General features: G+C 57.8%; 40 protein-coding genes and 1 pseudogene. 12 read left to right on the top strand and 29 right to left on the bottom strand.

The genetic code is table 11. From position 1 onward, the window contains the following. Nucleotides 1-5 precede the first annotated feature (5 nt). The 27 genes from MLD04_RS03995 to MLD04_RS17745 form a co-directional block, all read right to left on the bottom strand. Nucleotides 6-1,496: a hypothetical protein gene (locus MLD04_RS03995; RefSeq protein ID WP_248154968.1), complete on the bottom strand. Its 1,491-nt coding sequence runs from the start codon at nt 1,494-1,496 to the stop codon at nt 6-8. Continuing rightward, nucleotides 1,493-1,891: a hypothetical protein gene (locus MLD04_RS03990; RefSeq protein ID WP_248154966.1), complete on the bottom strand. Its 399-nt coding sequence runs from the start codon at nt 1,889-1,891 to the stop codon at nt 1,493-1,495. The genes MLD04_RS03995 and MLD04_RS03990 overlap by 4 nt, the downstream gene beginning before the upstream one ends. Further along, nucleotides 1,888-4,923: a coiled-coil domain-containing protein gene (locus tag MLD04_RS03985; RefSeq protein ID WP_248154964.1), complete on the bottom strand. Its 3,036-nt coding sequence runs from the start codon at nt 4,921-4,923 to the stop codon at nt 1,888-1,890. Before MLD04_RS03985 ends, MLD04_RS03990 begins: the two co-directional genes overlap by 4 nt. A gap of 329 nt (nt 4,924-5,252) precedes the next feature. Further along, entirely contained in the window at nt 5,253-5,402 is a 150-nt protein-coding gene (locus tag MLD04_RS03980; protein WP_158253178.1) for a DUF7210 family protein, read from the bottom strand. 64 nt (nt 5,403-5,466) lie between these two features. Continuing rightward, on the bottom strand, nt 5,467-6,219 hold the full coding sequence (locus tag MLD04_RS03975; protein ID WP_248154962.1) for a phage tail tube protein: 753 nt from the start codon (nt 6,217-6,219) through the stop codon (nt 5,467-5,469). A gap of 3 nt (nt 6,220-6,222) precedes the next feature. Further along, entirely contained in the window at nt 6,223-6,672 is a 450-nt protein-coding gene (locus MLD04_RS03970; RefSeq protein WP_248154960.1) for a hypothetical protein, read from the bottom strand. After that, nucleotides 6,669-7,229, bottom strand: coding sequence for a hypothetical protein (locus MLD04_RS03965; RefSeq protein WP_248154958.1), 561 nt, complete (start codon nt 7,227-7,229; stop codon nt 6,669-6,671). The genes MLD04_RS03970 and MLD04_RS03965 overlap by 4 nt, the downstream gene beginning before the upstream one ends. Then, nucleotides 7,229-7,780, bottom strand: coding sequence for a phage head completion protein (locus tag MLD04_RS03960; RefSeq protein WP_248154956.1), 552 nt, complete (start codon nt 7,778-7,780; stop codon nt 7,229-7,231). The genes MLD04_RS03965 and MLD04_RS03960 overlap by 1 nt, the downstream gene beginning before the upstream one ends. A 1-nt stretch (nt 7,781) precedes the next feature. Then, on the bottom strand, nt 7,782-8,315 hold the full coding sequence (locus MLD04_RS03955) for a head-tail connector protein (protein ID WP_248154954.1): 534 nt from the start codon (nt 8,313-8,315) through the stop codon (nt 7,782-7,784). Nucleotides 8,316-8,352: 37 nt separating this feature from the next. Beyond that, complete coding sequence (locus MLD04_RS03950; protein ID WP_248154953.1) at nt 8,353-8,577, bottom strand: hypothetical protein; 225 nt, start codon at nt 8,575-8,577, stop codon at nt 8,353-8,355. A gap of 54 nt (nt 8,578-8,631) precedes the next feature. Further along, on the bottom strand, nt 8,632-9,915 hold the full coding sequence (locus MLD04_RS03945; protein WP_248154952.1) for a phage major capsid protein: 1,284 nt from the start codon (nt 9,913-9,915) through the stop codon (nt 8,632-8,634). A 72-nt stretch (nt 9,916-9,987) separates the two neighbouring features. Then, nucleotides 9,988-10,920: a S49 family peptidase gene (locus tag MLD04_RS03940; protein ID WP_248154951.1), complete on the bottom strand. Its 933-nt coding sequence runs from the start codon at nt 10,918-10,920 to the stop codon at nt 9,988-9,990. Continuing rightward, nucleotides 10,908-12,092: a phage portal protein gene (locus MLD04_RS03935; RefSeq protein ID WP_248154949.1), complete on the bottom strand. Its 1,185-nt coding sequence runs from the start codon at nt 12,090-12,092 to the stop codon at nt 10,908-10,910. The genes MLD04_RS03940 and MLD04_RS03935 overlap by 13 nt, the downstream gene beginning before the upstream one ends. An 80-nt stretch (nt 12,093-12,172) precedes the next feature. After that, complete coding sequence (locus MLD04_RS03930; protein WP_248154947.1) at nt 12,173-12,367, bottom strand: hypothetical protein; 195 nt, start codon at nt 12,365-12,367, stop codon at nt 12,173-12,175. After that, nucleotides 12,361-14,046 (bottom strand): terminase large subunit, encoded by a 1,686-nt coding sequence (locus tag MLD04_RS03925; RefSeq protein ID WP_248154945.1) that lies wholly within the window; start codon nt 14,044-14,046, stop codon nt 12,361-12,363. The genes MLD04_RS03930 and MLD04_RS03925 overlap by 7 nt, the downstream gene beginning before the upstream one ends. After that, a complete protein-coding gene (locus MLD04_RS03920; protein ID WP_248154943.1) occupies nt 14,046-14,507 on the bottom strand; it encodes a phage terminase small subunit P27 family in 462 nt (153 codons plus the stop codon). Before MLD04_RS03920 ends, MLD04_RS03925 begins: the two co-directional genes overlap by 1 nt. Before the next feature lie 85 nt (nt 14,508-14,592). Further along, nucleotides 14,593-14,976 (bottom strand): HNH endonuclease, encoded by a 384-nt coding sequence (locus MLD04_RS03915; protein WP_248154941.1) that lies wholly within the window; start codon nt 14,974-14,976, stop codon nt 14,593-14,595. Between the two features lie 101 nt (nt 14,977-15,077). Beyond that, entirely contained in the window at nt 15,078-15,461 is a 384-nt protein-coding gene (locus MLD04_RS03910; RefSeq protein ID WP_248154939.1) for a hypothetical protein, read from the bottom strand. Beyond that, nucleotides 15,458-15,688 (bottom strand): hypothetical protein, encoded by a 231-nt coding sequence (locus tag MLD04_RS03905; RefSeq protein ID WP_248154937.1) that lies wholly within the window; start codon nt 15,686-15,688, stop codon nt 15,458-15,460. Before MLD04_RS03905 ends, MLD04_RS03910 begins: the two co-directional genes overlap by 4 nt. After that, the gene (locus MLD04_RS03900; protein ID WP_248154935.1) at nt 15,675-15,944 is read right to left on the bottom strand and encodes a hypothetical protein; all 270 of its coding nucleotides are present in this window, start codon (nt 15,942-15,944) and stop codon (nt 15,675-15,677) included. Before MLD04_RS03900 ends, MLD04_RS03905 begins: the two co-directional genes overlap by 14 nt. Nucleotides 15,945-15,952: 8 nt before the next feature. Then, nucleotides 15,953-16,372: a glycoside hydrolase family protein gene (locus MLD04_RS03895; protein ID WP_222464805.1), complete on the bottom strand. Its 420-nt coding sequence runs from the start codon at nt 16,370-16,372 to the stop codon at nt 15,953-15,955. A 126-nt stretch (nt 16,373-16,498) separates the two neighbouring features. Then, nucleotides 16,499-16,861, bottom strand: a complete 363-nt coding sequence (locus MLD04_RS03890; protein WP_248154933.1) for an antiterminator Q family protein — start codon at nt 16,859-16,861, stop codon at nt 16,499-16,501. Continuing rightward, complete coding sequence (locus tag MLD04_RS03885; RefSeq protein ID WP_248154931.1) at nt 16,851-17,309, bottom strand: hypothetical protein; 459 nt, start codon at nt 17,307-17,309, stop codon at nt 16,851-16,853. The genes MLD04_RS03890 and MLD04_RS03885 overlap by 11 nt, the downstream gene beginning before the upstream one ends. Further along, nucleotides 17,245-18,198 carry a hypothetical protein gene (locus MLD04_RS03880; protein WP_248154930.1) on the bottom strand — a complete coding sequence of 318 codons (954 nt, stop codon included), beginning with the start codon at nt 18,196-18,198 and terminating at the stop codon, nt 17,245-17,247. Before MLD04_RS03880 ends, MLD04_RS03885 begins: the two co-directional genes overlap by 65 nt. 1 nt (nt 18,199) lies before the next feature. Beyond that, on the bottom strand, nt 18,200-18,766 hold the full coding sequence (locus tag MLD04_RS03875; protein WP_248154929.1) for an ASCH domain-containing protein: 567 nt from the start codon (nt 18,764-18,766) through the stop codon (nt 18,200-18,202). After that, nucleotides 18,763-19,263 carry a hypothetical protein gene (locus MLD04_RS03870; RefSeq protein WP_248154928.1) on the bottom strand — a complete coding sequence of 167 codons (501 nt, stop codon included), beginning with the start codon at nt 19,261-19,263 and terminating at the stop codon, nt 18,763-18,765. The genes MLD04_RS03875 and MLD04_RS03870 overlap by 4 nt, the downstream gene beginning before the upstream one ends. A gap of 24 nt (nt 19,264-19,287) precedes the next feature. Then, nucleotides 19,288-19,524 carry a YdaS family helix-turn-helix protein gene (locus tag MLD04_RS17745; RefSeq protein ID WP_379883357.1) on the bottom strand — a complete coding sequence of 79 codons (237 nt, stop codon included), beginning with the start codon at nt 19,522-19,524 and terminating at the stop codon, nt 19,288-19,290. A 93-nt stretch (nt 19,525-19,617) separates the two neighbouring features. Here MLD04_RS17745 and MLD04_RS03865 point away from each other — a divergent pair, with 93 nt between their 5' ends. The 12 genes from MLD04_RS03865 (at nt 19,618) to MLD04_RS03810 (ending at nt 24,531) form a co-directional block, all read left to right on the top strand. Continuing rightward, the gene (locus MLD04_RS03865; protein ID WP_248154927.1) at nt 19,618-20,046 is read left to right on the top strand and encodes a helix-turn-helix domain containing protein; all 429 of its coding nucleotides are present in this window, start codon (nt 19,618-19,620) and stop codon (nt 20,044-20,046) included. Between the two features lie 17 nt (nt 20,047-20,063). Then, a complete protein-coding gene (locus MLD04_RS03860; protein WP_282451718.1) occupies nt 20,064-20,465 on the top strand; it encodes a helix-turn-helix domain-containing protein in 402 nt (133 codons plus the stop codon). 181 nt (nt 20,466-20,646) lie between these two features. Then, complete coding sequence (locus MLD04_RS03855; RefSeq protein ID WP_248154925.1) at nt 20,647-21,075, top strand: LuxR C-terminal-related transcriptional regulator; 429 nt, start codon at nt 20,647-20,649, stop codon at nt 21,073-21,075. Then, nucleotides 21,072-21,350 carry a phage antirepressor KilAC domain-containing protein gene (locus MLD04_RS03850; RefSeq protein ID WP_222464813.1) on the top strand — a complete coding sequence of 93 codons (279 nt, stop codon included), beginning with the start codon at nt 21,072-21,074 and terminating at the stop codon, nt 21,348-21,350. The genes MLD04_RS03855 and MLD04_RS03850 overlap by 4 nt, the downstream gene beginning before the upstream one ends. Then, nucleotides 21,347-21,610 carry a pyocin activator PrtN family protein gene (locus MLD04_RS03845; protein ID WP_248154923.1) on the top strand — a complete coding sequence of 88 codons (264 nt, stop codon included), beginning with the start codon at nt 21,347-21,349 and terminating at the stop codon, nt 21,608-21,610. Before MLD04_RS03850 ends, MLD04_RS03845 begins: the two co-directional genes overlap by 4 nt. A gap of 23 nt (nt 21,611-21,633) precedes the next feature. Next, nucleotides 21,634-21,849 carry a hypothetical protein gene (locus MLD04_RS03840; RefSeq protein WP_248154921.1) on the top strand — a complete coding sequence of 72 codons (216 nt, stop codon included), beginning with the start codon at nt 21,634-21,636 and terminating at the stop codon, nt 21,847-21,849. A gap of 270 nt (nt 21,850-22,119) precedes the next feature. Continuing rightward, nucleotides 22,120-22,314, top strand: a complete 195-nt coding sequence (locus tag MLD04_RS03835; RefSeq protein ID WP_104320415.1) for a hypothetical protein — start codon at nt 22,120-22,122, stop codon at nt 22,312-22,314. Between the two features lie 10 nt (nt 22,315-22,324). Further along, nucleotides 22,325-22,699 carry a DUF7673 family protein gene (locus MLD04_RS03830; protein WP_248154919.1) on the top strand — a complete coding sequence of 125 codons (375 nt, stop codon included), beginning with the start codon at nt 22,325-22,327 and terminating at the stop codon, nt 22,697-22,699. 34 nt (nt 22,700-22,733) lie between these two features. Further along, a complete protein-coding gene (locus MLD04_RS03825) occupies nt 22,734-23,108 on the top strand; it encodes a hypothetical protein (protein WP_104320413.1) in 375 nt (124 codons plus the stop codon). A gap of 4 nt (nt 23,109-23,112) precedes the next feature. Then, entirely contained in the window at nt 23,113-23,958 is an 846-nt protein-coding gene (locus MLD04_RS03820; protein WP_248154917.1) for a DUF2303 family protein, read from the top strand. Nucleotides 23,959-24,001: 43 nt separating this feature from the next. After that, nucleotides 24,002-24,280 carry a hypothetical protein gene (locus MLD04_RS03815; RefSeq protein ID WP_248154915.1) on the top strand — a complete coding sequence of 93 codons (279 nt, stop codon included), beginning with the start codon at nt 24,002-24,004 and terminating at the stop codon, nt 24,278-24,280. Further along, nucleotides 24,277-24,531, top strand: a complete 255-nt coding sequence (locus MLD04_RS03810; protein ID WP_248154913.1) for a hypothetical protein — start codon at nt 24,277-24,279, stop codon at nt 24,529-24,531. The genes MLD04_RS03815 and MLD04_RS03810 overlap by 4 nt, the downstream gene beginning before the upstream one ends. A gap of 119 nt (nt 24,532-24,650) precedes the next feature. Here MLD04_RS03810 and MLD04_RS03805 read toward each other — a convergent pair. Both MLD04_RS03805 and MLD04_RS03800 read right to left on the bottom strand, forming a co-directional pair. Next, a pseudogene (locus MLD04_RS03805) lies at nt 24,651-24,932 on the bottom strand (addiction module antidote protein); the annotation flags it as partial. A gap of 33 nt (nt 24,933-24,965) precedes the next feature. Continuing rightward, nucleotides 24,966-25,271 (bottom strand): type II toxin-antitoxin system RelE/ParE family toxin, encoded by a 306-nt coding sequence (locus MLD04_RS03800; protein WP_248154912.1) that lies wholly within the window; start codon nt 25,269-25,271, stop codon nt 24,966-24,968. Between the last annotated feature and the right edge of the window lie 258 nt (nt 25,272-25,529).

Below are 25,529 nucleotides of genomic sequence, written 5' to 3'. Positions count from 1 at the left end.
CCTCCTTATGCGGTTACGGTTTCGCCGACTTCAAAGCGGATGGTCGGGCTATCCGGGACGGTGGCGCCGGCCTCGATGACCGTGCCCTGCTTCTCGCCCCAGGCGATGATGATTTCGGTACCGGCGTCCGGCAGGGCGGCCAGGGTAAAGTTGACCGTGCCGGTGGCGTAGTCCACGGTGCCGGTACCATCGCCGGCCAGTTCCCCGCCTCCCAGATCACGCAGCAGATACCAGCTGCCCTGCGCGCGGTATTCGACCGTCAGGGTGCCCTCGGCGGCTTTCGGTTCGGTCTGGTGCACCCACGTGAGGGATCGGGTCTGCTGGTTCACTTCCCGGCTGGTCTGCTTGGTCTGCTGGTTCACGGCGGCCCCCGGCTTGAACGTGAGGGTCGTGCTGTAGTTCTTCGAGCCTCCGGCGTAGAACGCGCGGATCACGCCGTTGACGTAGTCCACGGTGCTGGTTTCCTCGTCGAGGTTGTTGCTGCCTCCGGTGTGCACCAGCTTCCCGCCAAGGTCTTTATATTCGCCGTTGCTGCCGGTGATCTGCAGCGTGCCCGGGACGATGGCGCGGCCTGTGTGATAGATCCCCTCGCCGTTGGGGCCGGTGGTGACGCCCGTGATCCCTGCGATGGTCACGGTGCTGTTGCTTGCAGGACGGATGATGGCGGCCTGTGCGCCGGCTGGCTGGTCGGTGATCGCGTTTTCCGACTGCGCGCTCGGGACCAGTGGCGTGTAGACGTTTTCGACGGTGATGGTCCGATCGCCGACTGAGGCCGGCTGAGCCAGCGGGGAGGCGCCCATGTACTTGGCCGCGTCGGCGACTTGCGTTTTCAGGATCTTGACGCTGTCGTTGAGGTTGCCGGTCGGGTGCGGATCGCTGCCCTGGAAGTCGTAGGCCAGTGGCTGGGCCAGCTCGATCACGTAGGTTTTCAGCTTGAAGTTATAGAAGCCGTAATTCCCGCGATCGATGGTGAATGCCTGTTCCTCGATATCCACGCCGGTCACGCGCACGTACTGGTCGTTTCCGTTGTCCAGATCGGACAGGACGAAAATCTGCCCCGGCTCCGGGTCTTTCTGGTTGTTGGTGAAGGCCAGCGCCTGAATGGCGCGCTGTCCGGCAAGCTGCCGGCCCCAGATCCAGAACGGCGCCTCGCTGCTGGCGACCACGTAGCTCTCGATCCGGTCCTGGGCATCGGTGCGCCGGTCGGTGTGGCTGCCGGTGTCGAACAGGACGACGTGGACGTTCGGGTCTTTGGCCATCTCGCTCAGGATGGTGTGGGCGCCGAGCAGGGTGTCAGTGTTGGCCGCGTTGATGAACAGGTAGAGCTTGCGCAGATTCACGCGGCCGTAGACGCGATCGATCCGGCTGATATCCGGAAAGGTGTTGTTGACCTGACCGCTGACGACGATCCGACCGCTCATGCGGCCGCCGCCGTCGTCGGTGTCGGCCATGACTTCGGATTCGGACAGGACGATCTGGTCGCTGGTAATGGTCACGGGTTGATCTCCATAAGGTTAACGGTGACGGCGTACTGGTGATCGGGGCCGGGGTTGGCCATGCGGCGAATGGGTTCCACCGTCAGAGGCGGCCTTCGAAACATCACGTTGAAAGTGCGACCCCACAAATTCAGGGTGAACTGCTTCGAGGGCACAGACGCCAGGGAATAGAGCTGCTCCAGTTCTGCCCGTGACATCCACGCGCCATCTCTCCCACCGAACAGCGTGATAGGCCTGCCGTCCTGCCTCTCGCCTTCCTGGACAATCAGGCTGCCGGTCTGGCTGTAATCGGTGCTGTGCTCTACGGGCGTCCAGCCAAACTCATCCTGCCACTCAAGATCTGGAGGCAGGTTGATGGTGGTCGTTCCGTCGCTGAGAGTGATCTGCTGGGTCATGAACTACTCCGAAGGCCAGCCTCTTCCAGAATTTGCAGCAGAGCATCGGGATTCGATGTTTGAACCTCTGTCTGCCCTCCGGTAGGCGTTTGCAGGATGATGGTCTGAGAGGCCCGGGACTGGACGCTCTGCTGCTGATTCGTTGTGGTGCTTCGCTGCCGCTCGAATTGCTGCCTTTCGCGCTCTGCTTGCTCTTGCTGGCGCTGACGTTCTGCGGCCTGGCGCTCACGCTCATTCTCAGCTTCGCGACGATTCTGCTGCTCGATCTTGTGGATCTTTTCCAACTGGTCCAGGGCTTTCGAGTAATCGGCGGCAGCGGCGTCTGCACCGGCCTGGCGGGCTTGCTCGAGCTGATCTTGCAGTCGCTTCTTTTCGGCTTCGTATTGGAGGCGCTGAGCCTCCTCGGTATCGCCGGAAATATCAGCCAGACGTTGGCGGAGGCTGTTCAGAGTGGACTCGGCAGAGCTGTTCAGGCTCTCGATCTTGGTGCGAGCAGCGTCGATCGCGGATTGAAGTCCCTGAAGGCGCTCGTTATCGAGAAGGTTGAACTGATTGGTGGCCCGAGCGGCAACACTATCGAGCTGGTCAAGAGAAAGGCTTCCCGAGTTGATACGATCAATGAGGTTTTCCATGGCCATCGCTTGACCATAGAAGGCCTGCTGAGCCTCCAACGATGCCTGCTTTGTCTCGAGTGCCCAGCGAGTAAAACCAGAACCGGTCACCGTCCAGCTTTGTGTCCGAACCCGATCGATACTTTTCGATACCTCACCCAGCTCAACCTTCACACGCTCAAAAGCTTCCTGAGCTGTCTCAGCATCTTTTACGAATTGGTTGCTTCCGATCTTTCGTTCGAAGAGGTTGCGGGCAGCAGTTGAGAGCGCCGATACCGACTCTCTCGCATTTGTCATGACTGTCGAGAAAAAATCCCCAAAGGCAGATTTAAACTTCTTGCCTGCCTCCTCTGCAGACTCGCCAGCTTCATCAGTTTCGTCTTTTACGTCACGAATAGGCTTCGTGACATCACCACCCCCCTCTTGAAGTTGCTGGATTTCAAGCAGGCGCTGACGAACCTCCCTCAACTCATCGCTTACGTCCTCACCAGCCGACGCCGCTGTCAACAGGCTGATCTGCAGCGATTTCAAAGCATCTTCGTCGGATGCAGAATTCAGGGCCTCATTGAAAGAGTCTCGGATCTTGTTACCGGACTCCTCTCCGATCACCCCCAAATCTTTAAGGGCATCCCCAAGCCCCAGAGTAGCGGCCTCTGACTCGAGCGCCTTTATTTCAGCCTTGTCGCCAGTATCGATTATGGCTTGCGCGTAGGCCTGAAATGCATCAGAGATCTCTCGCTGAGTGGCTTTGCCACTGGACTGAATCGTCCGGAAAGCCTCACCAGCCTTGTCTGCAGCCTCATCCAGCTCTTTCTGCGTCGTTACACCAAGATCCTCGTAGGCACTGGCGAGATCTTCAGTCTTCTGAGCAGCAGAATCAGCTTCATCCCCTACCTTTTTTAAAGCCTCCGGCATTGGCTCCAGAGTGCCAACGGTCTCTTTGATGCCTTCGCCAGCTTTCTTCGCGGCCTTTTCCGTATTATCAAAAGCGTTGAAGGCATCTTTCCCGGCCTGCCATGCTTTCTTTCCGTAGTCTACCGTTTGGTCTGCCAAAGCCTGCGTTGTCTGCACTGCGGCATCAGCTTTAGCCTGTAGAGTCCCGTACGCCTCATCGCCCACAACACCTAACGCATTGAGGCCCTTGGCCACTGTAGCCGCAAGATTCAGCATTGTCGTAAGCGCTGAGGAAACAATAGTGGAAGCGCCGGCGGCTACCGCTTGCACGCTTCGAAAGACAGCTGATATTCCATTTCCCAAAAACTGAACGGTATCGACCAGCGCCTGAAAACCCTCACCGATTGATTCCTGGTTATCGAGCAGGCTTTTGAAGAAATCGGTTGCAGCTGTCGTAGCACGTCCGAATAGCTCAACCAGCTTGTCACCAGCACCAGAGCTGTTGAAAAGCTCCAGAACTTTATCTGTGGCCTGGCCAACGGCAGGGGCAAGCTTCGCTCCGATCCTCGTGGTCAGCGCTTGCAGCTTCAGATCGATGCTGTTGTATACGTCGTTAGCTTTGTTGAGCTTATCCAGCTCTGCATCGCTGTATATCGCACCGTCTTTCTGTGCTTCCTCAAAAATCGCCTGTAGGCCGGCAGCGTTGTTTTCGAGGAGCGGCTGCAGCTGACTGGCGTCACTGGCCAGCTTCTCCAGCAGCGCCACCTGTTCGGATTTGGAACCCAGCTCACCAATAGCGGAGCCCAGTTTCAGCAGCTGCTCATCTGGGCTCAGGTTCCTGAATTCCTCGATCTTGAGATTGAGAGTATCCATGACCTGAGCAGCTTCACCGCCACCGGTTCTGGAGAACTCACCCAAGCGCTCGGTTACATTCCGCAGAATGTCGGAGACCTTCTCGCCAGACAGCCCTACCCTCTCACCAGCAATCCGCCACAGCTGGAGCTGCTCACGGTTCACGCCGATCGCGTTGGAGGTATTGGTCAGCTCATCAGCCAGCTTTGCCTGGCCCTTGCTGAAAATGGAGAGCGTGGCGACGGAGGCACCGGCAGCCGCCACAAATCCGGCAACCGCAATACCGGTGGTTTTGAGCCCAGATCCAACCTTTCCAAGGATCGGGTTCAGGCCCTGAAGCCGCTCCCGGAATTTGCCAACCCGGGAACTGGATTTCTGAACGTCATCCCCCAACTCGCGGGAACCACTGGCGGCCGCCTTGGCACTGTCCCGCATCTGGGTGAGCTCAGTGGTAACGCTGCCGATCTCATCATCAACACCGGCGATTTCCCGTTTTATCCGTTGCTGCTCCGACGCCAGATCACGGGTACTGATGCCGGCACCGCTGAGACTTTCACGCAACCCATTCAGCTGCCGCTGGTTTTCCTGCCACGCCTGGTCCGCATCGCGAGCAGCCTTTTTCGCTTTTTCAAATTCGTTGCGCTGGGCCCGCGTCGGCTTCTCGGTCTGGGCCAACGCCTTGCCCAGTTCAGTCGCCCGATCCTTGGCTCTGGCCTGCTGATCGGCCAGGTCTTTGGTCTGGCTTTTCAGGTTGGCGAACTGGCGCACCAGCTTTTGCTGATCCCGCAGCTCAGAAAGCGCTCCGGCCAATCCTTCCAGCTTTTCGCTGGCCTCGCCGGTATCCTGCCCAAGGCCCTTCAACTCCTCGACCAATTGACCGATAGATTTCAGCCCTTCGGTACCGGCCTTGATCAGAAGTTCGACTTCTTGCTTTTGATTGGTCGCCATGAATGCTCCAGACACAAAAAACCCCGCCGAAGCGGGGCACCATTACACCTGTTCGATCAGATCACTTCGCGCCGGGACAGGCGCTCTGCCTGACCTTTATTGAGCGTCACCTCAGCGCCAGCTGGATACTCAATTCCCTTGTGGCGATGCGGTTTCTTCAGGACGGCCTTCACCGCCTCCGGCGTCTTTTCAGCAGCCTTAGTCATGGCGTACTCCAGATTTCATTGATTGGTGAGCGGGCGGCGGTACCGCCCGGTTGGCCAGTGCAGGTTATTCCTGCATCAGGATTTCGTAGGGGCTTCCCTTGCCTTCCGGCGTGGTCATGGTTCCTTCCAGGGTGCCGGTGATGAATTCCCGAGCCATCAGATCCAGCGCCTGGGTGGCACTGAACGAAGCGCTGAAGATAGTCACCGTGGCGTTCTTGCCAGTCACCAGGTTCTTGCCGTCCATGATGATCTGACGCTTTTTGGAGATCTCGGTGGCTCCGAGGATCTTCTGGCCAGAAGTTTCCACGGTATCGAAATCAATGGTTACAGCAGCCGCACCATTGGCATTCAGAGCGCGGATCAAGCCACTGGCAGCCTCAACCTCATAATCAGTGCCACGAGCCAGAACGGTGGTACCGTCTGAATCCAGAGTGACCGTGATGGTTGAAACATCCACGTTCGGGTAAGGCAGTTTTTGCCAGACTCCCTCAGCCAGGGTTACCGCCTCACCAGTCACGGTTTGTACTGAAGAGGTGTAGGCCTCACTGGTACCGGCCAGAGCATCCGCCAGAAGGCCGGATGGCAGCGAGTCAAAGTCCATCGCCATGCGCGGCGCCTCACCGGGCAGGTTCACAGAGTCGAGCACCTGGCCATAGGTGTCACGCTGGAAGCTGGTCCGGTCGACCGATTCCGGCTGCGGCGGCGTCATCTCCAGACGCGAAACGTTGATGGGGCCGGCGAAGTCCGTCGCGACATCATTCACGATGGCCGCCATGTAGACGTTGCCGGCGAAAATCAGGCCTGTGTCTTTGTACATGGGTTATCTCCAGTTCAGGGTGTTGTACGTCAGAATGATCGGCAGGTAGATCGGTATGATCTTTGTGCCGAGGTCAACATCGTCGAGCTGAGCCTCGCCGGCCTCGATCTCGACAGCCAGGCCATCAAACTTGATGCTTTCAGGCCTGAATATGGTGCGGTAGATATCCTGAAGCAGCTCATCCTGACGGGCTCTGACACCCGGCCCGCGCTCCAGATAAGCCACAATTTCTACCGTTCGGGTTTGGTTGGTCGCTGCACGGGCCTGGGTAGCCAGCCGGTCACTCAGGTTTCGAATACCAATGCACGGCAACGCCGTGTGCTCATCGAAATACAGAGCCGGATCGTCCTCCATGACCTCACCCGGGATATCGGTAAAGAATCCATTTCCCGTGCTGATCTCGTTGAGACGGGCGATCAGTAGGTCGACAACTTGGGTTGCTTTCGCTTTCATTTTTTCAGCTCTTCATTGAAGTACTTGATAAAACGACTTCGAAGGTCCTCACCTACCCGGCTGCGATACCGCTCATCCGCCGCAGCCTGAAAATGTAATTTGATGCTGTGGCCAGCGGCGGGCTTGATCCGGTCCTGACCCGCCTTTCTATGGCGAGTTAAAATCCGTCGATTCTTGCTTTTCGGGTTCACAAAGCCCCATACCCGCATCAGCTGCCCGTCCTTTCGGATCCAGACACTGGCACGGGTACCGCTGCTGTCGGTTGTCTTTGTGGTGGTTTTCCAATACCGGAAAGGGATTCGACGGCTGGTTGGGCGTAAAACCGCTTCCGGCTTTTTGTTGGACGCCCGCCGCAACTCAATCTGACCGCCCGCTTTGGCCCGCGATATCCCATCCTTGGAAATCTGCTGAGCCAACTCTCGCTTCGCATCTCGTGCCTGATCATTCAGAGATCGACGTGTAGCCCGCCGTATGGACTGCGGCATCTGCTCTGTCTGTCTGGCAAATTCAGCCAGCTTATCCAGATCCATCTGAATCCGTGGCTGCCGGCGCGGCATCAGGTAGTCCCCATAATGCGAAGAGTCAGGCCGTCGTCACTGCCCTCGACAACACCATCCACCGTGTAGGTAACGCCCCGCGTCGTAATCTGATCCCCCCGCCTGCCCCATGGGTATGGCAGCTGAGGCTGGAACAGCTCGATCTGGTACCGGGGCTCATTCATCGGCCCAACGTAAATATTTTCCCGGGTGAGAAATGCCAGCACCGGAACGTCGACAACATCGCCCTTTTGTCGGTAGACCGCAGCGTGGCCAATGATCCGTCGAGCTGAAACGGCAAGCTCACTGTGGCTCTGACCGGGCTCAACGGATTCGATGATGTACCAGTCGGAACCGCGCTGGATGAGCTGTCCGTGCTCAACATCGGGCCGATAGCGCATGCGAACGAACGTGCTATCAACCGCTCGAATACCCGTAGGCTCTGCCCGCCCAACGCTTCGGGGCTCCTGAAACCCAGCCCAGGCCGTCCCGACAACGGGCCAGGAAGGCTCGCCATCGCCAGTCCTGGCACCGTACAGGGTCACTCGATCCTTCAGCTTGCCGGCCTGCATATCAGCCCATCCTGTGAATGACATAAGGGGCGAGCAACAGGTCCACCCCCAGTGGAAGTTCCGTGGCAATCGTCCCTATCACCACGGCTTCACGGTTTTCATAAAGGTGCCCGATGATCAGCAGGGCCGCTGCTCGAACATCGGCAGGTACCGTTTCGTAACCAATGTCTGCGGTTACCTTGACTGAGGCGCGGTCACGTTTGCTTTCCGGCCATTCCTGTGCCGGGTAAAGCATCGGATAAACACCACGGACATCGAGCAAGAGATCAGCACCAGACAGGGTCTGCTCAACCCCAAGCGGATCCAGGTACACCACTCCCTTAACAGCCCGAACCGGCGTCCACTTCAGTTCGATTCCGCTATCGCCGGAGGGGAGGCTGTCCAGGACCATCTCAGCATCTGCAACATGGTCGAATGCCTGGCCCGTTCTGTTCTCAATCTGCCGAAACGCAGCCGAGATCAGAGACTGAACTAGGCTGTCCTCGGCATCGTGCTCAATGCGGCAATGCGCCTTGGCCTCTTCAAGCGTGATCATTCGGGCAAGTCCTCAGCCGGCCGAAGCCGGCATTGCGTTAGGCTTTCGGTTCCGGTTCCTGATCGGCTTTGGCCGCCGGCAACTTGGTGCCTTTCACAGCAACCTTGCCCTTGATAAGCCGCTCCGCCTCTTTGGCACTGAACCCAGCCACATCGCCGCGACTGTAACGGCTCCAGGGTTTAGTGAAGGTGATCACTACCGGGTCGGTTTGTGAGTCGCCCTGATCCTTGGCGGTTTCGTCTTTCTTGGTTTGTTCAGCCATGACTCATACTCCTGATGAAAGAAAAGAGAGTGGCGGAACTACGCCGCCACGGGATTACCAGGTGACCGCAGTCCCCAGCACCAAGCCTTCCAGATGGCGGAAGCCGATATCGTGCTCAGCCACAACGCGCACCACAGACTGGTTTCGGGAGAATGCGGACACGAGGTTTCCGGCTCCGTCCTTGTAGGTCGCCTCGCGGGAGAAATCGACGCGCATGTTCTCCTGCTCGCCAATCACCACGTCGTTCCAGTCCGCAAAATAGATCTCGGACTCGTTGGTACCGGCGCCAAGGTTGGTCGGAATGGTGGTGGTATGCTTGATCGGATAGCCTTTCAGCATCCCCTGGGCCAGTTCCGGATAGACCTTATTGCCATTCCCATCGCGAAGGCCGAACAGCTTCATATAGCTGCGCGGAGACAGGGCCCAACCGGGCTGAATCAGCAGGCTGTCACTGTTCATCAGCTGCAGAATCAGGCTGTCGAGATAGGCATCAATCGTGGCCAGATCGGCCGTTCCTGACCAGGCAACGGTTTTACCGCCATCGGTCGCTGTTGACTTGAATCCCTTCGGCGTGTTGCTGGTGCCGTCATCCCGGAGGAAAGCCTTATCCTCACGAACCGCCATGGCGTTGATCATGTCGTTCAGGACGATCTGCTCGATACGGAAACCAGCCCGACCGATCAGCTGATTGGACATCGGAACCAGGGTGATCATGGTCTTTGCGGACAGGTTCACGTCGTCGGTGCTGCCCTCGCTGGCCAGAACATCATTACCCTCACCCACGTAGCCTGCAGTCGCACCGGAACTCATGCGAGGCATGGACAGATTCCCGTTCGGCAGCGGTACGTTGCGAGCACCAAGCTGGCGAACGACGGTACGCGGACGCAGCAACTCGATGACCTCATCGTGCATGTTGTCCGGCACCAGAGCCCCGCCAGATCCAGCGCCGGTTTCCATGGCCATTGCGACGTCCATGTCGCCAATCTCGGTACGGGCAAACTTCACGGCATCGGTGAGATTGCCGCCGCCGGCGGCGATGGACATAACCATGCGGGCAGCACTGGCGCCCGGATACTGCTTAAGCTCAGGCTTAACGTGAACCGCAGGGGCATTGTTGGCAGAAGGACGAACCGGCTGGGCTGATGCAGCCTGCATACGCTCAACCTGCTCCGCTCGCTCCATACGCTGAGACAGCTGATCAAACTCTGCCTTCAGTGAATCGAATTCAGCCAGCTGCTCGGCAGTCAGCTCCCCACTTTCCTGCTCAACAGCTGCCAGGGCCTGGACCTTCTGGTTTACTTCCGCTCTCTTGCGGCGGAGTTCTTCGATCAAATCCATGTCGCTTTCCTCTTTCTTCAGGTACAAAAAAGGCGGCCAAATGGCCGCCCGGTTAGCTGCTCCGCCGCGTGGCTAGAGCTGGCATTGGGTATTCAGGGCATGAGCTTGTGCGGAGATCCGCCGGCTCCCGCCCTGTTCGGTTTGCCGGTAGCTTGCTGCAATGGCATTCACCGCGTCCTGAGCGGGCGCGATCTCATCAATCAGCTTCAGGCTGAGCGCCTCTTTCGCGGAAAACACCTTTGCCTCGGTAGCCACCACCGCTTCCACATCCAGGCCGCGATACTCCGCAACCGACGTGGTAAACATTTCGTAGGCCGCGTCCAGCCGACGCCCGATCTCCAGGGTGGCCTGGTCTGTGATTGGCTCATGAGGTGAGGCATCGTTCTTGTGCCCTCCCCGAAAGAAGGTGTTGAACTTGATGCCGGCGGCTTCCTCGGCACGGCTCACATCGTAGGTTTCGATAATCACGCCGATGGACCCAACCATTGACGTAGGGCTGGCGACGATCCGTGAGCAGGCAGAGGCCAGGAAATACCCTGCTGAGCAGGCCGCGAAGTTGATCAGCGCTGTGATCGGCTTTTCAGCAGACACCATGCGGATGTAATCAGCCGCTTCCTTGCATCCGAGCGCAGAGCCACCACCGGTGTGGAAATCCAGAATGATTTCCGCCACCTGGTCGTTATGCCGCACAGATTCAATCTGCGATCGCAGTAGCTCATAAGAAACCAGCTCTTCACAGCTTTCGGTGATTTCGCCCCGGCGCGGTACCAGAATTCCGTGAACCGGAATCACAGCCAGCTGGTTCGCGGTTCGCTCCGGCTGAGCGGCCCGCTGTTCCTCATCCATCAGCGCCAGCGGTGCCATGGACTCAACTGAGCCAGTGTCCTTACCAAGGAGACGAGGCTCCAGAACGGATTTCACAGCGGTGACCAGCGCCGGCGTGGCGAACAGCGGCACGCCAAACACCATGGACGCTACATGCGGATAATTGATCAGACGCGACATAGGATGTCCTCAATCTCTTTCATTTGGTCAGGAGTGGCATTAAGCGCGCTGGCAGAATTGCCAGGCTCAGCCATGTTCAGCGGAGAGAGATAGCGATCGCCGCCCTGAATCGGCGGCATGTTCTCAAGCCGGCGCACATCGTTGGCGGAGAGCCAGCCCCAGTTACGGCCAATTGCATAGGCTTCGTAGCGAGACTTCTGATCCCCTCGCAGTAGCCCGCTCACGTTGAACTCGATGTAGAGGTTGGAGCGCTCAGAAGGCAACAGAAGGTCGCGCATCATTGCGGACTCATGCCGTTTGATCCAGGGCAAAAGCGTGTAGATCACGAACTGGAGACCCATTTGCTCGACATTGTTGAACGTGGCCCGGTCCATCATCTGGATCATGTGCGGCGGGATTTTATACAGCTGGCAGATTGTCACCGAGGAGTGCTTGCGGCTCTCAAGCAGCTGGGCCTTTTCGTTATCCATCGCCAGCTGTTTGTAGGTCATCCCCTCCTGCAGCATTGCCACGCTGAACATATTCCTAATGCCGCTGTGCCGTTCCGCGAACTTGCTCAGCAACCGATCCAGCTTCGCCTGATCCGTGATCGGCGCCGCCTCCCGTGGCCGTTCGATCACGCCTGACATCGTGGTACCGCGAGAGAACACGGCGGAGGCGTGCTCCTCGGTGGCGATCGCAAGGCCGATGGCGTCGGCGTTGGTTTCAATTGGTGAAACACCAACGTAACCATCGAGAGAAAATCCCTTGATGTGATGCACCATTCTTGACGGCAGCACTTCGTTCTCATCAATAAGGTGGTAATAGGGCATGCCATCATTGCCCTTGAGCACCCGAACCTTTGAGCGGCTCACGGGAATGAGCTCGCGAACGTAGCCCGCACCATCGCGATCGATCAGAGCGATGTGATTGCCATCCAGCCCCAGCGCGCCCTGCGCCTGTTCGTAATACTCGAACGCTGTGTCTTTGCGGTTCGGCTGGGAATGAATGACATCGTAGAGCGGATGATCCGTTGCCCTCTCGCGATTCCCGTCACCTGTCCGGCGATACAGCTCGCAAGGTAGCTGGGCCACCGACTCCGCCAGGAGAGTGACGCAACCACGCAAAGCGGTCAGCGCCAGTGCTGTGTCTTTGTTCACCATGGCGCCAGCTGAGCTGGCACGGCCAGACATTGAGGACACCCAGTTACTCCAGTCACGCCCACCGTTTCGGCTGCTGGTCGATCCGCTCTGAAAGAAGCTGGAGAGAAACATCAGTCGTCACCCCGCTGCTGGCGTGTCGCCTGTAAGTCGCGAACCGCCAGTGCCCGGGCGCTCATGAATGACCAGACCAGGCACAGCAACCCGCCCACGATGTAACCGGCCGGCGGGAACACCAGCCAGGAACCAAAGGCCAACAGCAGAGCGCCCGCCAGGCCGACGAGAAACGTAAGAATCGATATCAGCATGTCACGTCCGAAGTGTCGTAAATGGACGGCTGCATCGGATCACCTTCCGAGCGGATCGCCCGCCCGAGAGCCATGATCAGAGCCACAACCGCATCAATCTTGTTTTCAGGGAATTCTTTCCGTGGGTAAATGTTGTCTTTGGCGTCCAGGTGCGCCACGACGTTGGACATCATCCAGGTCAGCACCGGATCACCGTTATGTCGCAACTTTCCTTCCAGCGTCAGCGCCTCCAGCGTTTTCATCGGCTCACTCATGTTGGCTACCGTTTGCCGGTACTCCACCATGGGCAGCCCTTCCTCCTGCATCCGCGTTGCCAGGTACGTGGCCTGCCACGGATCAAAGGCAACGTCCTGAATATCGAACCGGCTGGCAAACTCCCGAAGATCCTCTTCGATAAACGCGAAGTCGGTGACTTGCCCCGGCGTCAGCGTCACCAGACCCTGCCGGGCCCACCCTGCGTAATGCTGGTTTCGCCCCTCATCTGCCGCGTCCTCCGGGATGTAATAGCGACCGAATACTGACCAGCCGTCGTCATCCTCAAACAGCAGGACCAGTGCCGCGACGTCGATCTTGCTGGCCAGGTCCAGACCGATCCAACACTTGCGACCATTGAACTGGTCCAGCGTACGCTCCGGATTGCCGCACTTGTCCCACGCCTGCAAATCCATCCAGGCGGTATCGGCGTTTACCCAAACGTTGAGGTGCTTGGTCAGAAAGTTGTTGGTCGCCGCCGCCATGGTCATGGCCTTGCGCGCTTTCCGCTCGATGTCCTCAGGGTTCACCGAAACATTCCAATTCGGGTTCGCCTTTGCCCAGCTTGATGGCTCAGTCCAGTCGTCGTCCTCGTCGATCGTGTAGATGATTCCGAAGTAACTCTCATCCTGGACGACGCCCTCAAGGATCTTGGTCACATAGGCGCGCTGCTCATAACAGATGCCGGCCCGGTTGAAGCCTGCCGTCGTAATGAGCCAGAGCAGCGGCTGCTTTCGAGCGCCGGTACCGGTTTCGATAACGTCGAAGATCTCTCGCGTCTTGTGAGCGTGGAGCTCGTCGATCAGGCCGCCATGAACGTTCAAGCCGTCGTGGTTGCCGCCTTGGTCCCTACTCAGTGACCGGAACACGCTGTTGGTGTGTTCAACGAAAACCGTGTGCGAGCTGGTCGCCACGCCGAACCGAGCCTGCAATCCCGGCGTGCGATCGACCATCTGCTTGGCGTCTTTCCAGGTAATCTGTGCCTGGTCCCGTGTGGTCGCAGCACTGTATACCTCGGCGCCCGGCTCACCGTCTGCGGTCAGCAGATATAGGCCAACGCCTGAAGTCTCCGAAGACTTTCCCTGCTTGCGGGGCATCTCGTTGTACGCCGTCTTGAATCGGCGGTACCCGTCCTCGTTGATCCAGCCAAACACCGTAGTCAGGCGGAAGATCTGCCAGGGCTGGAGTTCCAGCCGTTTACGCTCCCGGGCCCACTCCCCTTTTACATGCGGCAGCAGCTCGATGAACTGGCAAACCCGGTTCGCCAGAGCTGGCTCCCACCAATAAGGAAAATCCGCCGTCCCTTCCCGATCCAGGTCCCTCAGCTGGCGATGGCACGCAAGCTGGACCCACTTGCAGGCTGGGAGTTCACCACTTACTACCGCGTTGGCGTATTCCAGTGCTATCGCGACGTAATCCCGAGCCATCAGATATTCTCGAATCCGCCGAGATCGAGCTGCCCTTGTGCCGGCGCCTTCACCTTGCTTGCACCGGCTGGCGTGAGTCCGAATTCGTTGGCGCTCTTCATGACCTGATCCCACAGCTTGTTCCGGATCTGGAAATACACCGACTGCACCGCGTAGTCCTGCGGCGTGTGGTCAATCATGTCCTCCAGGCGCTTCAGCTTCTTAGTGATCTCCTCGAACTTACCGACCGAGTCGCAATGCGCCGCAAAGGCCGCCTGGTCCAGCAGGGAAATCAGACCCGCCTTTTCCAGCTGGGGCCCCACCTCAGACCAATACTTCTTGGCAGAACGCGGCAGCCACTTCGGACAATCCGGCAGACCGATCGGCCGTTGCTCGTTCGCACCGTGGCTATCCCGGTCCTTTCGGAAGTTACCTTCAAGAACCTTGAGCTGTGCTGGCTTTGGTCTACGTCCTGCAGTCATAAAAAAAGGGGCACCCTTGCAGATACCCCCCCTACCTCAATTTTGCCATCGAAAAAAATCACGGACGGTGAGCGGTCGACGGTACTCACGCCTGAAAGTTTTGACCCCGCCCCCGGGCCCTCCGCGACTCTTCCTCGGTTTTCAGTTTGTGACAACGCTTGCAAATGCCCTGAAGGTTTTCGTCTGCATCGGTACCGCCTTCAGCCTTCGGTACGATGTGGTCAACTGCCACGGCCGGCATCACTCTGCCCTGCTCCTTGCACGGCTGGCACAGCCCCTTGTCTCTGCGCAGGATGCGTGCCCGAATCCGCTTCCACCAGCCACCATAGCCGCGCTGGGAACTGCTTCCTCTGTCCTGATTCAACCAACCACTGGCCTTGGCCTGGTGATCCTCGCAGTAACCATTACGGTTGGTGGTCACTGCAGAACAGGTACCGGACCGGCATGGCCTTGGTATTGCTTGTGGCACTGGCTTACTCCTCAAGGGCATCCACCAGGCCGTTATGCCTGGTAGCGCAACTGTGATACACGGACGCAACCTCTTTGATCACCAGCACCAACTCCTGCCCCTTACCGTTCCTTAGCTGTGCTGGCACCTCTGGGCACTTCACCAGCAGGCTCTGTTGGTCTGGCCTCAGCATCGCCCCTGAGGGCTGCGTTGAGCAGGCGGACAACATCAGGCTCAGCACACACACGCTGATAAATAGGCTTCTGGATCTCACGAATGACTCCCCGATCAATGATGCGCTCATTGGCCCTGAGCTCACCCAGCCGGCTCTCTACCTTCTGAGCAATACCGGATATGTCGCCCCTGATCTCGGCTGCCAGCTCCTGCCTGTCCTCCATAACAGCAAGCCGCTTGGCATCCTCGAACCAGCCTCGGGCAGTCCACCCGCCAAAGCCGGTACCAGCCAGAACGGCGGCGATAATCAGCAGCTTCACCCTGAATGTCATGACTTCGCCTTGAGGTACTCCACGGCATTGCCGCCGTAGTAGTACAGAAGATTTGCACTGAACACGTAACAAAGGGTCTGGGCCAGCGGCACCATGGGCGCCTGGATAGACCCGAGCAACATGGCGCCCGCAACCAGGTACAGGCCGATGATGCTCATGTAGGCCATCAGCCTGCGGTGAAACCACCACTGGTTGGGGTTCGGATGCTGCCCGTTACTGGCGTTCATACTGGCTTTCGATCAGCCGATCGAGCTTGGCGTTGATCGCCCTAAGGTCTGTCTTGAACTCGTCAAAGCGCTTCTCTGCTCGCTCCTGATCATTCAGGCGCGACTTCTGCAGCATCTGCACCGATGTCTCCACCAACGAGATGCGCTCATCCTGCTTGGACTGATCCCGCGAGATAGACACGGCCAGAACAACCACCGAAAGAATCACCGCAATGGGAATCCCCTTGTCTATGTGCCAGCTTCTGCGATCGCTCATCTCCTCACTCATTGCGGGGCCTCACCCCGCCGCATCAGTTCAGAAAGCTCCACCGCGCGACTACCTACCTGCCGGGCCCATTTGCTGTCCATCATCTCGGCAGCTGCTCTGTCCCAGTCTTTCTCAGCCAGGGCACCCAACATGCGCCGGAACTCCAGCAGCGTTGGCACGCCCATGTTGAATGCCATATTGGCCAGAACCACCTGCCGGATCGGATCCAGGCTCAGGTACAGAGGCATACGCTCCAGCTCCTGCTCCACCTGGTCGATGTCGTTATCCAGCATGAAGCCGGCTTCGTCCTCACTGATCCCGCGATCGTCCAGGTTGCGGCCATAGCCAACGGTGAGCTTTCCAACCGTGTCACGGTATGGCTTCAGCCTGAGGCCCTCATGACGCTCAAGCTGCTTCAGGAGAAGTTGTCTATTCATGATTCCAACCATAAAAAAACCCGGCACCAGGCCGGGTTGAAGGAGTATCAAGAGTGTTTGCTGCGAGTCCTCAGATGCACTTCCTGCACCTTACGGAAAAGAGAGTAGTTTTCTGCATGCAGGATGTCAATATTGTTTATTTGAAATCATCTTATCGTCCGCAAGAGCGCAGTCAATCCACGCCTCAGCACCACCCAACAGATAACGCACCCGCTCCCGGCTTCCCACACCGGACTCCCTGGCAACACGCGCCATGCTGAACCCGTAGGAGTACACCATCACCAGAATATCCGCCATGTCCTTGTCACGCCGCCTCAGGCGGGCAATGGCACGGTCCACGGCCAGGGCCTCCTCATCGGTACATACCGGCATGGCCACAGAGCCAGCAGGCATCAAGTTCACCCGGTTGTAACCCATCCGTAAGCCACTGTCGCTGGTGCGCACCCAGCGGGCCCACTCGGTCAGCCGCTGCTGGGTATCACTCAGCATGGCCACCTCCAAGGATCGACCACACCCGCGCCATACCCTTCCGAGCCGCCTTGCGCCTTGTTTGCTTCACAGAATCCCCTTCAGGCAGTGCCGGCTGGAGGTTCTGGTGAGCAGCGCTTTTTCGGTCCCGAGCCAACCCCAGAATCCGGCCCACATCCGGCCAGTAGAAATCCCCGTCACCCTCGATCAGCTTCGCTTTGGCGCGGCTCAAGGCCGTTTCAAGCTGCTCCCAGCTCAATGCATCCACTTCGCCCGCCCACTCCCTTCGGGCCAGCCTGATGGTTTTCTCATCCGGCCACTGCACGGTGAAGCGATGCCCGTAGATCAGCTGCAGCCGGTTGAAGAACAGAACCGTTTTGCGCTTTTGCTCCTCGCTGAACCGATCACCAGTGCTCGAGTGCGTAGTCTGGATCGGAGAGTTGTCGCTGGACTGCAGATCGTTCGTCACGCCTTGAACGATGCTGTGGATCTGGCGCACTTGTGTCATTGGCACCTCGCTGCTGGTTGTTTTGAAGATCCTGGTTAAGCCTGTCCCGCTCACGGGCGTAGCTTTCCGAGAAGGGCTTGTAGTACTCCGGTCCATCTGGAATGCGACCCAGGTTGGCCTCAGCCGATTTCATGATCTGGCGCATGTCGCCAATGGTGAGCCCCAGCCGCGTCCAGTACTGGTAGAGCACGATCAGCTTCGGGCGAGCTACCCGGTGGTAAGCCCATTGCCTCTCACGGCCAAGGAAGGAACCCCATTCGTCTGGCTGTTGGGGCTGGAAGGTGTCAGGCCACGCCTCATTATCGCGCGCACCCGCGTTAGTAGAGTTAAGTACAGTATAGTTATACAGATGTGTGTTGTTCCTTGTGTCGTTCCCTGTGTTGCTCCCTGTGTCGTTCCTCCCCTGCCCTGCTGGAACTATTTCCTGTTTTTTCGGGAGGTTAACCACTTTCCCGCTATGCGGTTCCTTGTGTTGCTCCCTGTGTTGTTCCTTGTGTTGTTCCTTTTCTGGACGGACTGATCCCACATCCGCCAAAGGCAGTTTAAAAACAAGGCCCCGGCTGCGGCTGGATTCATGGTTCACCACCAGGCCGGCCCGCTCCAGCTCCGCCACTCGAGCCCGCACACGGCCAAGGGATGGGGTCTCCGCGCGCTTGCGCTGGCTCCCCCAATCCGGATCCACGGCGATCAGCTCCGCCAGGGCACGATAGGACAGCTTTCGGACACGACCACCGGCCACGCCCGTTCGGTAGTCCATGTATCGGCGAAATCCCCGCAGATAGATCACCTGAGCCTCGGGCGTGAGCCCCTGCAGGGCTTCGTCTTCAGCATCATTCCACTGTGAACGCATGCTAAACGCCCTTTTGATCAATGCGCTCAAACTCGATCACCCAGACCCACGGATTGACGTGCCATGAGTCGGGCCCGTTGATCGACTCCCAGAGCCTCATGAACTGGTCCCGGGCGAATTGCTTCGTAACCACGCCGTAGGCTCTCGGCGAACCAATCGGACCGGTTACACCCTCGGCAGCGCTGTCCTCTCCGCTGATATCCTGCAGGCGCTCAATTCGAACACTGGTGATCTCCAGCGTGATCCGGCTGGCCCAGCGAGGCATATGAATGGAAGGCTTCCAGCCGCTGCCCTTGATCGGGTGCGTAGCTCTGTAGTGCAAAACATGCTTGTCCTCATCGCCAAGGACTGCAAAGGTCTCGCGCACCCATAACCGATCGCCTGGCTGGCCATAGCGGCAAATCAGCGGGTTACCCACACCGTTCACATATCTCTGGGGCGCAAAAGGTGTCCACATCGCGCCACCCTCCGGTTGCGGCTTTATGATTCGCCGAGTCTGAGTCTTCCGCCCCCCAAGGATCGCCCTGATCATTTCGTCGTTGAAAATAATCGGCTTCTCGTTGCTCATTCCGCTACCTCGATCTTTTCGAGATTGCTGATGGCAGCCTCAAACGGGTCGATTTCTTCCCACGGGAACTCATCAAAGATCGGTATGCGGTGGCTTCGAAACCATTCGCCAACGTTCATTTTCCGAGTACCAGCTTTGGAAGTGCTGGTACAGCCATCAAAAGGCACCTCCTCGGAATTCAGCTCCGTGATCAGATCGGCAGCGCCGGTCTGCCCCAAGTCAGCCCATGACTTGCCTGCAATATCCGCAATGAGCGCCCACTGGCTCATAGCCAGCAAAGCAGAAGAGGCGCGCTCATAGTTGTGGCAAAGCTTACGACCGGTACCGATATGCGTTACCTGGAAGACTCCGAACGGCAGCATGGTTACCGCCAGGCCCGAACAAGCTTTGTGTGTCAGGCCAGGAACGATTCGTAAATCTCCGCCTGGCATAGTGAGCTGAACAGTGATCTCGCTCAGACCATATAGATAATCAGGTTTACTCTGTTGCTCGCCCATTCCTTACCCCATCCAGCCGGTCAGTTACGCAACAGACTGTTGCTCGGTAGCCTCTGGAGACTCGCCGAAAATGTCCGGACGCATGTAGTACCGATCGATAGTTCCGCCCTTTTCCTTGATTGCGGCCTCGATCTTCAGAACGTGACCAGCAGGAACTCGGCGCCATTTAAATAGATTGCTTCTTGTGCAGCCCAGAAGCCGAACCAGCTCAGGCCGCCCGCCGAGCTCACAGGCAATCTCATCAACAATAGGTATAACCATGACAGCTCCAAAAACAGTTTTGCTTATTGGAAATCAACTTGCTTATTCGGAATCAACTTTAAGCGCTCACAGAAGTTGAGGTCAAGCATTACAATGCAGAGCATGACATTAGACCCCCCAAACAACGCCCGTGCCGAAAGGCTGAGAGAAGCGATTGAAGAAGGCCCTCTGCGCGCCTTTGAAATCGCGGAACGACTCCATGCATCAAGAACCTCTGTGCTGAACTGGAAAAAGCGAGGGGCGATCAACGTCGATAATCTGCGCGGATTGGCTGACATCACGGGCTATCGATTCTGGTGGCTTGCCTTTGGCGAAGGCCCGAAGAAAATTGGCGATGAAAAACCAGGCGGGCAACACATAATCCAGTCAGACAACACCGCCCGCCTGTCTCCGGAACACGCTCACTTGATTGATGTGTTAAATCAGGCCAGCCAATCAGGCCTACTGAATGAGACGATGGCACGCTCGCTTGCCAGCTTTCTGCAAGAAATGATCAAAAACAGAACCTTGTTTGACAAATAACAAAAAACCTTTTGAATATGGCGAACAACCTAAAAGCAGCCGCAAGAGCCAAGCGAATTCAAGAAGCTATCGATACGTCAGGCGTCCGGATGAGCAGAATCGCCGACCGGCTGGACGTTGCACGGACATCAGTACTTAACTGGAAGCGCCACGGCGGCATTCAAGCTGAACACATCAAAGGATTGGCTGAGATCACTGGATTCAATTTCTGGTGGCTTGCATTCGGCGAGGGGCCCAAGCTGGGAAACGATAAGGATATTCTCGAGTTCACCATCCAAAAGATGATAGAAACCTCCCCTGAACACGCAGCCCTGCTCCACCGGCAAGCTCAAATGACAGCCTCGGGAGCCTTGACTCGAAAGCTAGCCAAAGCACTCACGCGCACCCTAGAAGCGATACCAGCGAAAGAGCCAACCTAAACCCTGGCCACCCCACCCTAAAGAAAACCCCTCAACACCAGCCAAACCGCCTACACCCTTGTAGGCATATCACGAATCACGCCCCAAAAAACCAGTTTTGCTAATTTTTTAAGACAACTTTGTTGACCACGGGTTACCCGTATTCTAGGATAACAACAAAATTGATCCGGAATAATCAGAAATGGTCACTCTTAAAGGCACAGAATTCGAAATCCAAGACCCTCAGGGCACCCTCACACCGCGTCAGCGGGAAGTGCTGGTCTGGGTAGCGGAAGGCAAAGAGAACGAATCCATTGGCATGATCCTCGGCATCACGCTGGGCACGGTGAAGTTCCACATGATTAGCCTTCTGCGCCACTTCGAAGCCCCCAACCGGCAGCTGCTGATCAGCCGCGCCTGGAAGGCCGGACTGGTCAAAGCCAGGCAGCTGGCCATCGGCGTTCTGATCCTCGGTAACGCCTTGCCAGGTGTCAGCGATCAGCCTGCCACGGTTCGCACCCCGCGCGTTGCCCGGGTGCGAGTCACCAACCGTCGGGATGCCGACGACCACCCCATCGTTATGCCAACCAACCTTGACGATCTCCTCACCGGAGACAGGGAGGCCGCATGATCCCCGAGTACATCACCCTCGCCGAAGCCGCGAAAACGCTGAACCTTGGCCCACGCAAGATGATCCGCACGCTGAAGAGTCGCGGCATTCTGGATCACCAGCGCCTGCCCAACTGGCGCTACACCCAGCGCGGCCTGTTCAAGGTTGAAACCAAGGCGTTCAACCACCCTGTTCGCGGCTTGCAGCACAGCGCCAAAACACTGGTGAGCCCTGCCGGCCTGGAATTCCTGCGCAAAGAGTTCGCAGAGCAGATCGACATTCAGGAGGCCTCGTGAAGCAGATTTCCACGTTTTTCGCACTGATGGCTGAGTTCGGTACCGCCGAGATCCCACTGGAGGAGATCAGCGAGAAGTTCTTCGGCCTGCAGCCGGACATGGCCAAGAAGCGGGCGGCACGTCGCCAGCTGCCGGTGACGGCCTACCGGGGCGGAACCCAGAAAAGCCCGTGGCTGGTCAGCGCGCAGGATCTCGCGGACTACATCGACGAACAACGCACCAAAGCCAAGCGCGAATGGGACCAGGTCAACGCGGCCTGATCACGGACGAGAAGGGAAACACTATGAACTTAAAAACGCTCTGCGACACGCTCCGGCCACTCTTCGATCTCTCCACCGAAGTGATGGAGACCAATTTTCACTACCAGCAACTGCTGGCCGAACGGATACAAAAGGCCGGAAAGCCGCTGGAGCAACTGACCCTTGCCGAGGTGCGCCAACTGGTGGACGCAGTCAGTGACGACTACGAAGCAGCAACAAAACCCAGGGGGATGCAATGAAAACCATTGAGGAAATCGAGCTGCTGAGCTGGAAAGCCATCTGGCTAGCCGTGCAAAACGGCAAGCACCGCTAGGTACAGAGAGCCATCGACGAACACGTCGAACGCTTCCCGACTTCAGAGCAGGATCTGGTACGGCTGCGCACCATTCACATCGTGCGCGACATCCAGCGCCAGCCCCACGAGGTTAAGAGCCGGATTCAACGTGTGTCACGCACCATCCGAACGCTTCAGAACGGCAACTTCAACGCCACCCGCCAGGAGGAATCCCATGCATCTTGATCTGCCGGAGAACACCCGCGTTATCGATCTGATCCGTTTCGCCAATGCCCAGGGCAAACGCCTGGTGTGGAAGCAGGAAGGATTCCGGTACCGAGCTCACCTGGAGGAAGCCGCCAATGACCAGCCACCTGTTGTTACTCGTCTCCGCCCTCGCCTGCGTGTGGTGGATAGCCAGAAAAAGTGAGGACCACATCATGATCACGCTAAAAGCCAGCGCCAACGACATCGAGCGCGCACTGCATGAGCTCCACGAGCTTGCCAGCTCCGGTACCGGAAGCGACGCCCGCCACGCCGGCAACTTCCTGCTGGCGCTATGGGATGGCGAACTCAACCCGCTCAACGTGAGCGAGTTTCAGTACCTGGACCCTAACCGCATGCGCCAGGCACTGCAGCTGTTCACGTTCCTGATGACCACCGGCACCAGTCTGAAGAAGTTCATGAGCGCCGAGGCGATCGACCAGGTGGCGGACAACCTCAGCACGCTGAATTGCCAGAGCTTTATCAGTAGGGATTACGGCAACGGCTCATCTGGAGCCATCGCCAGACCCGCAGCTCAAACGCTGCCCTGAAATCACCAATAACAGACGCAACAGGAGTATCACCATGAGTGCACCCGCACCCACGCACAGAGACACCGACGTTACCCAGTTTTTTGAGGATCTGGACGGCGGCGTATTCATCCAGAAACTGGCCCGCGCCCTCAGCGAGGTAGCAGGCGGCGTTGTCGACAACAACGACAAGGGCAGCATCGATATCAAGCTGAACCTGAAGCGGATCGGCCAGAGCTACCAGGTAAACATCGGCCACACCCTGAAGTACACCGTGCCAACCCTGCGCGGAAAGATCTCCGAGGAGGACACCACCGAAACGCCCATGCACGTGAACACGGGCGGCCGGCTGAGCATCTTTTCGGAGAACCAGAACCAGCTGTTCACCCGCAGAGGTGAGCCTGAAACCAGCCCAAAAAGTGAGGATTGATTGCATGGACAAGCAAGCCCTGGAACACGCCATCAGCATGATTATTTCCGGCATGGCGGCTAAGCACGTCAACGAACAGACAGACGGCTCTGCTGTCTCTCTGCCCGAGAGCGTGAAGGTGGAAGACCTGGAACGCTTCATGCCCACCCGGCGCCGGTACCGCGGCAAAATGACCACAACCCAGATTGATGAGTTCGCGGAGTACACCAACCTCACTGCAGGCGAAGTTCAAGAAAATGGTGCAGAGCCGGGTGTAACCGTTCCCTGCTTTGTAAACCCGGAGAACATGACCGCCAAGGTGCTGTTTGATCTGGGCACCCTTGAGCATCCAGGCCATGCAGATTTCACTGCTCGTCTGGACCTCCCCAAAACCGCCGCCTTCGAGGAGCTGCTGGGCAAGAACGGCCGCGCGCTGGGCCAGAAGGAACTCGCCGAGTGGCTGGAAGACTGGGCACCCCAGCTCAAAGTCACCGCCGAGGACGGCGAACCGCTCAACCTTCCCGGCGCTGTTGCCGCTGTACGCCGAATCACCATTGGCGCCAAGTCCGAAAGCACCAGCGAGGAACGCACCTTCGGAGGCCGCCGCAGCGCCATGAGCGAAGTGGAGGCCCAGAACAAAGACACCCTGCCCGCGTTCATTGAATTCACCTGCGAACCCCATCACGGGCTGGATGATCGGACCTTTCGTCTGCGGGTGAGCCTGATCACTGGCGAAACCCCACGCCTGGTGATGCGCATTGTCCGCCTGGAGCACCACCAGGAGGAAATGGCTAAGGAATTCCGGGAGCACCTGATCCACGCGCTGGACGGCAACCTGGTACAGACGTTCGTTGGCAACTTCCAACCCTGATTGATCGCCCCTGCGGGGGCGCCTTACCCAAGGAACACAAGCAATGAGAAACGAACAAGCAGCTGCCGACGCCGCCTTACAGAGCGCCGAAGCATTCGATAAAAGCAACAAACTGTTGCAGAAGTATACCGGTACCAGCGCCGATGATTGCCGGATCATGATGGAGCTAAACGCAGAGCGATTCCCAGGCACGACGCTCGGGGAGATTGCCCTGATTCTGTTTGCGATGAACCATCAGGGCATCGAAAAGAAAGCTCACCGCCAGGCCCTGGCCAAAGCCGGCCGCAACGCTCTGAACCGTTTGGCGGAGCTGCCGGCATGATCACCGCACGCCTTAACAGGTTGGTCAAAGCCTACAGGCTGGCAAAGAAGCTGGTAGGCGATGCCAACCGGGGCCGCGCCATACCAGGCGCAGCCCTGCGCTGGTGCCACAAGATTCGCCAGGCTATCAAAGCAGAGATGCTGGTGGTGGAGGCAGTGATCAGGCCCTGGAGGCTTTTACAGAACCGACCGCAGATTATTCCTGGAATTATTCCCAGCCCCACACTGGCAAGCGCAGGGCTGGAGCAATGAGAGCATTACGCGCGCTGCAGATTCTCGCCTCTACCAGCTTTGGTTCGAGCGGTCTTGATACCGCGGCGGCCAGGGTTGGTATAGGTCGCAACGCCGGTTCGAGTTACTTTTGGCTCTGCAGGCTCCGCACGCAGGCAAACACCCAAAGCGTTCAACACCTTGTTGATAGTGTCAAAGCGCGGCTTTGCGCCTTCGGAAAGCGCCTTGTAGAGGCTTTCACGCCCCACACCTGCGGCCTCAGCCACCTGAGACATGCCTCTGGCACGGGCCACGTTATTGAGCGCCTTCAGAAGCGCGTCCATATCACCCTCAGCCAGCACTTCAGTCAGATAGCCAGAGATATCTTCATCTGTTTTCAGATGCTCCGCCACATCGAACGGACGGATACCGTATTTTTCCATCGCCGCTTGATTAATAGCCATATCAGTTACCTCTTACTTAGTTGCTCCGTGGAGCTCCGCCGCCATTTGCTTGGCAAGCTTTATGTCTTTCTTCTGGGAGGATTTATCACCACCGTTGAGCAGCAGAAAAATCACATCGTCCACCTGCGTGTAATAAATCCGGTACCCAGGGCCATGGGTCAGGCGCATCTCGGAAACGTGATCACCCAGCGATTTGTGATCTCCAAAGTTTCCTTCTTCAGCCCGGTCTCTCCTGGCCAGAACTTTGTCTTTCGCCTTCTGGTCCTTCAGACCATCCACCCAATCATTGAAAAGCTGAGATGCGTAAATTTTGTACATGATCAAAGTGTATCCAACCGAATACAAAAAAACAATGCAGAAATAGTAGGGAATAGTGCAGAAAGATTGACCGCCCCGAACCGCCAGGCCTATACTAATCTTGTCGCTGCAAAATCAGCGATCGGGTTTGGCGACCCGACAACCGGAGAGCACACCGCATCTCCATTCGAGTCTGCGGTTTTTTTGTGCTCAGTGCATGGCACGCTCAGCGTTATGGGGCGGGCCGTGTGGGAGGCCTTCGGGCCTGCCGGTACCGGT

Source organism: Marinobacter koreensis (assembly GCF_023156285.1).
GTDB lineage: Bacteria > Pseudomonadota > Gammaproteobacteria > Pseudomonadales > Oleiphilaceae > Marinobacter > Marinobacter koreensis.
Note: the sequence above shows the minus strand (reverse complement) of the source record. Positions and strands in the feature narration are given on the sequence as shown.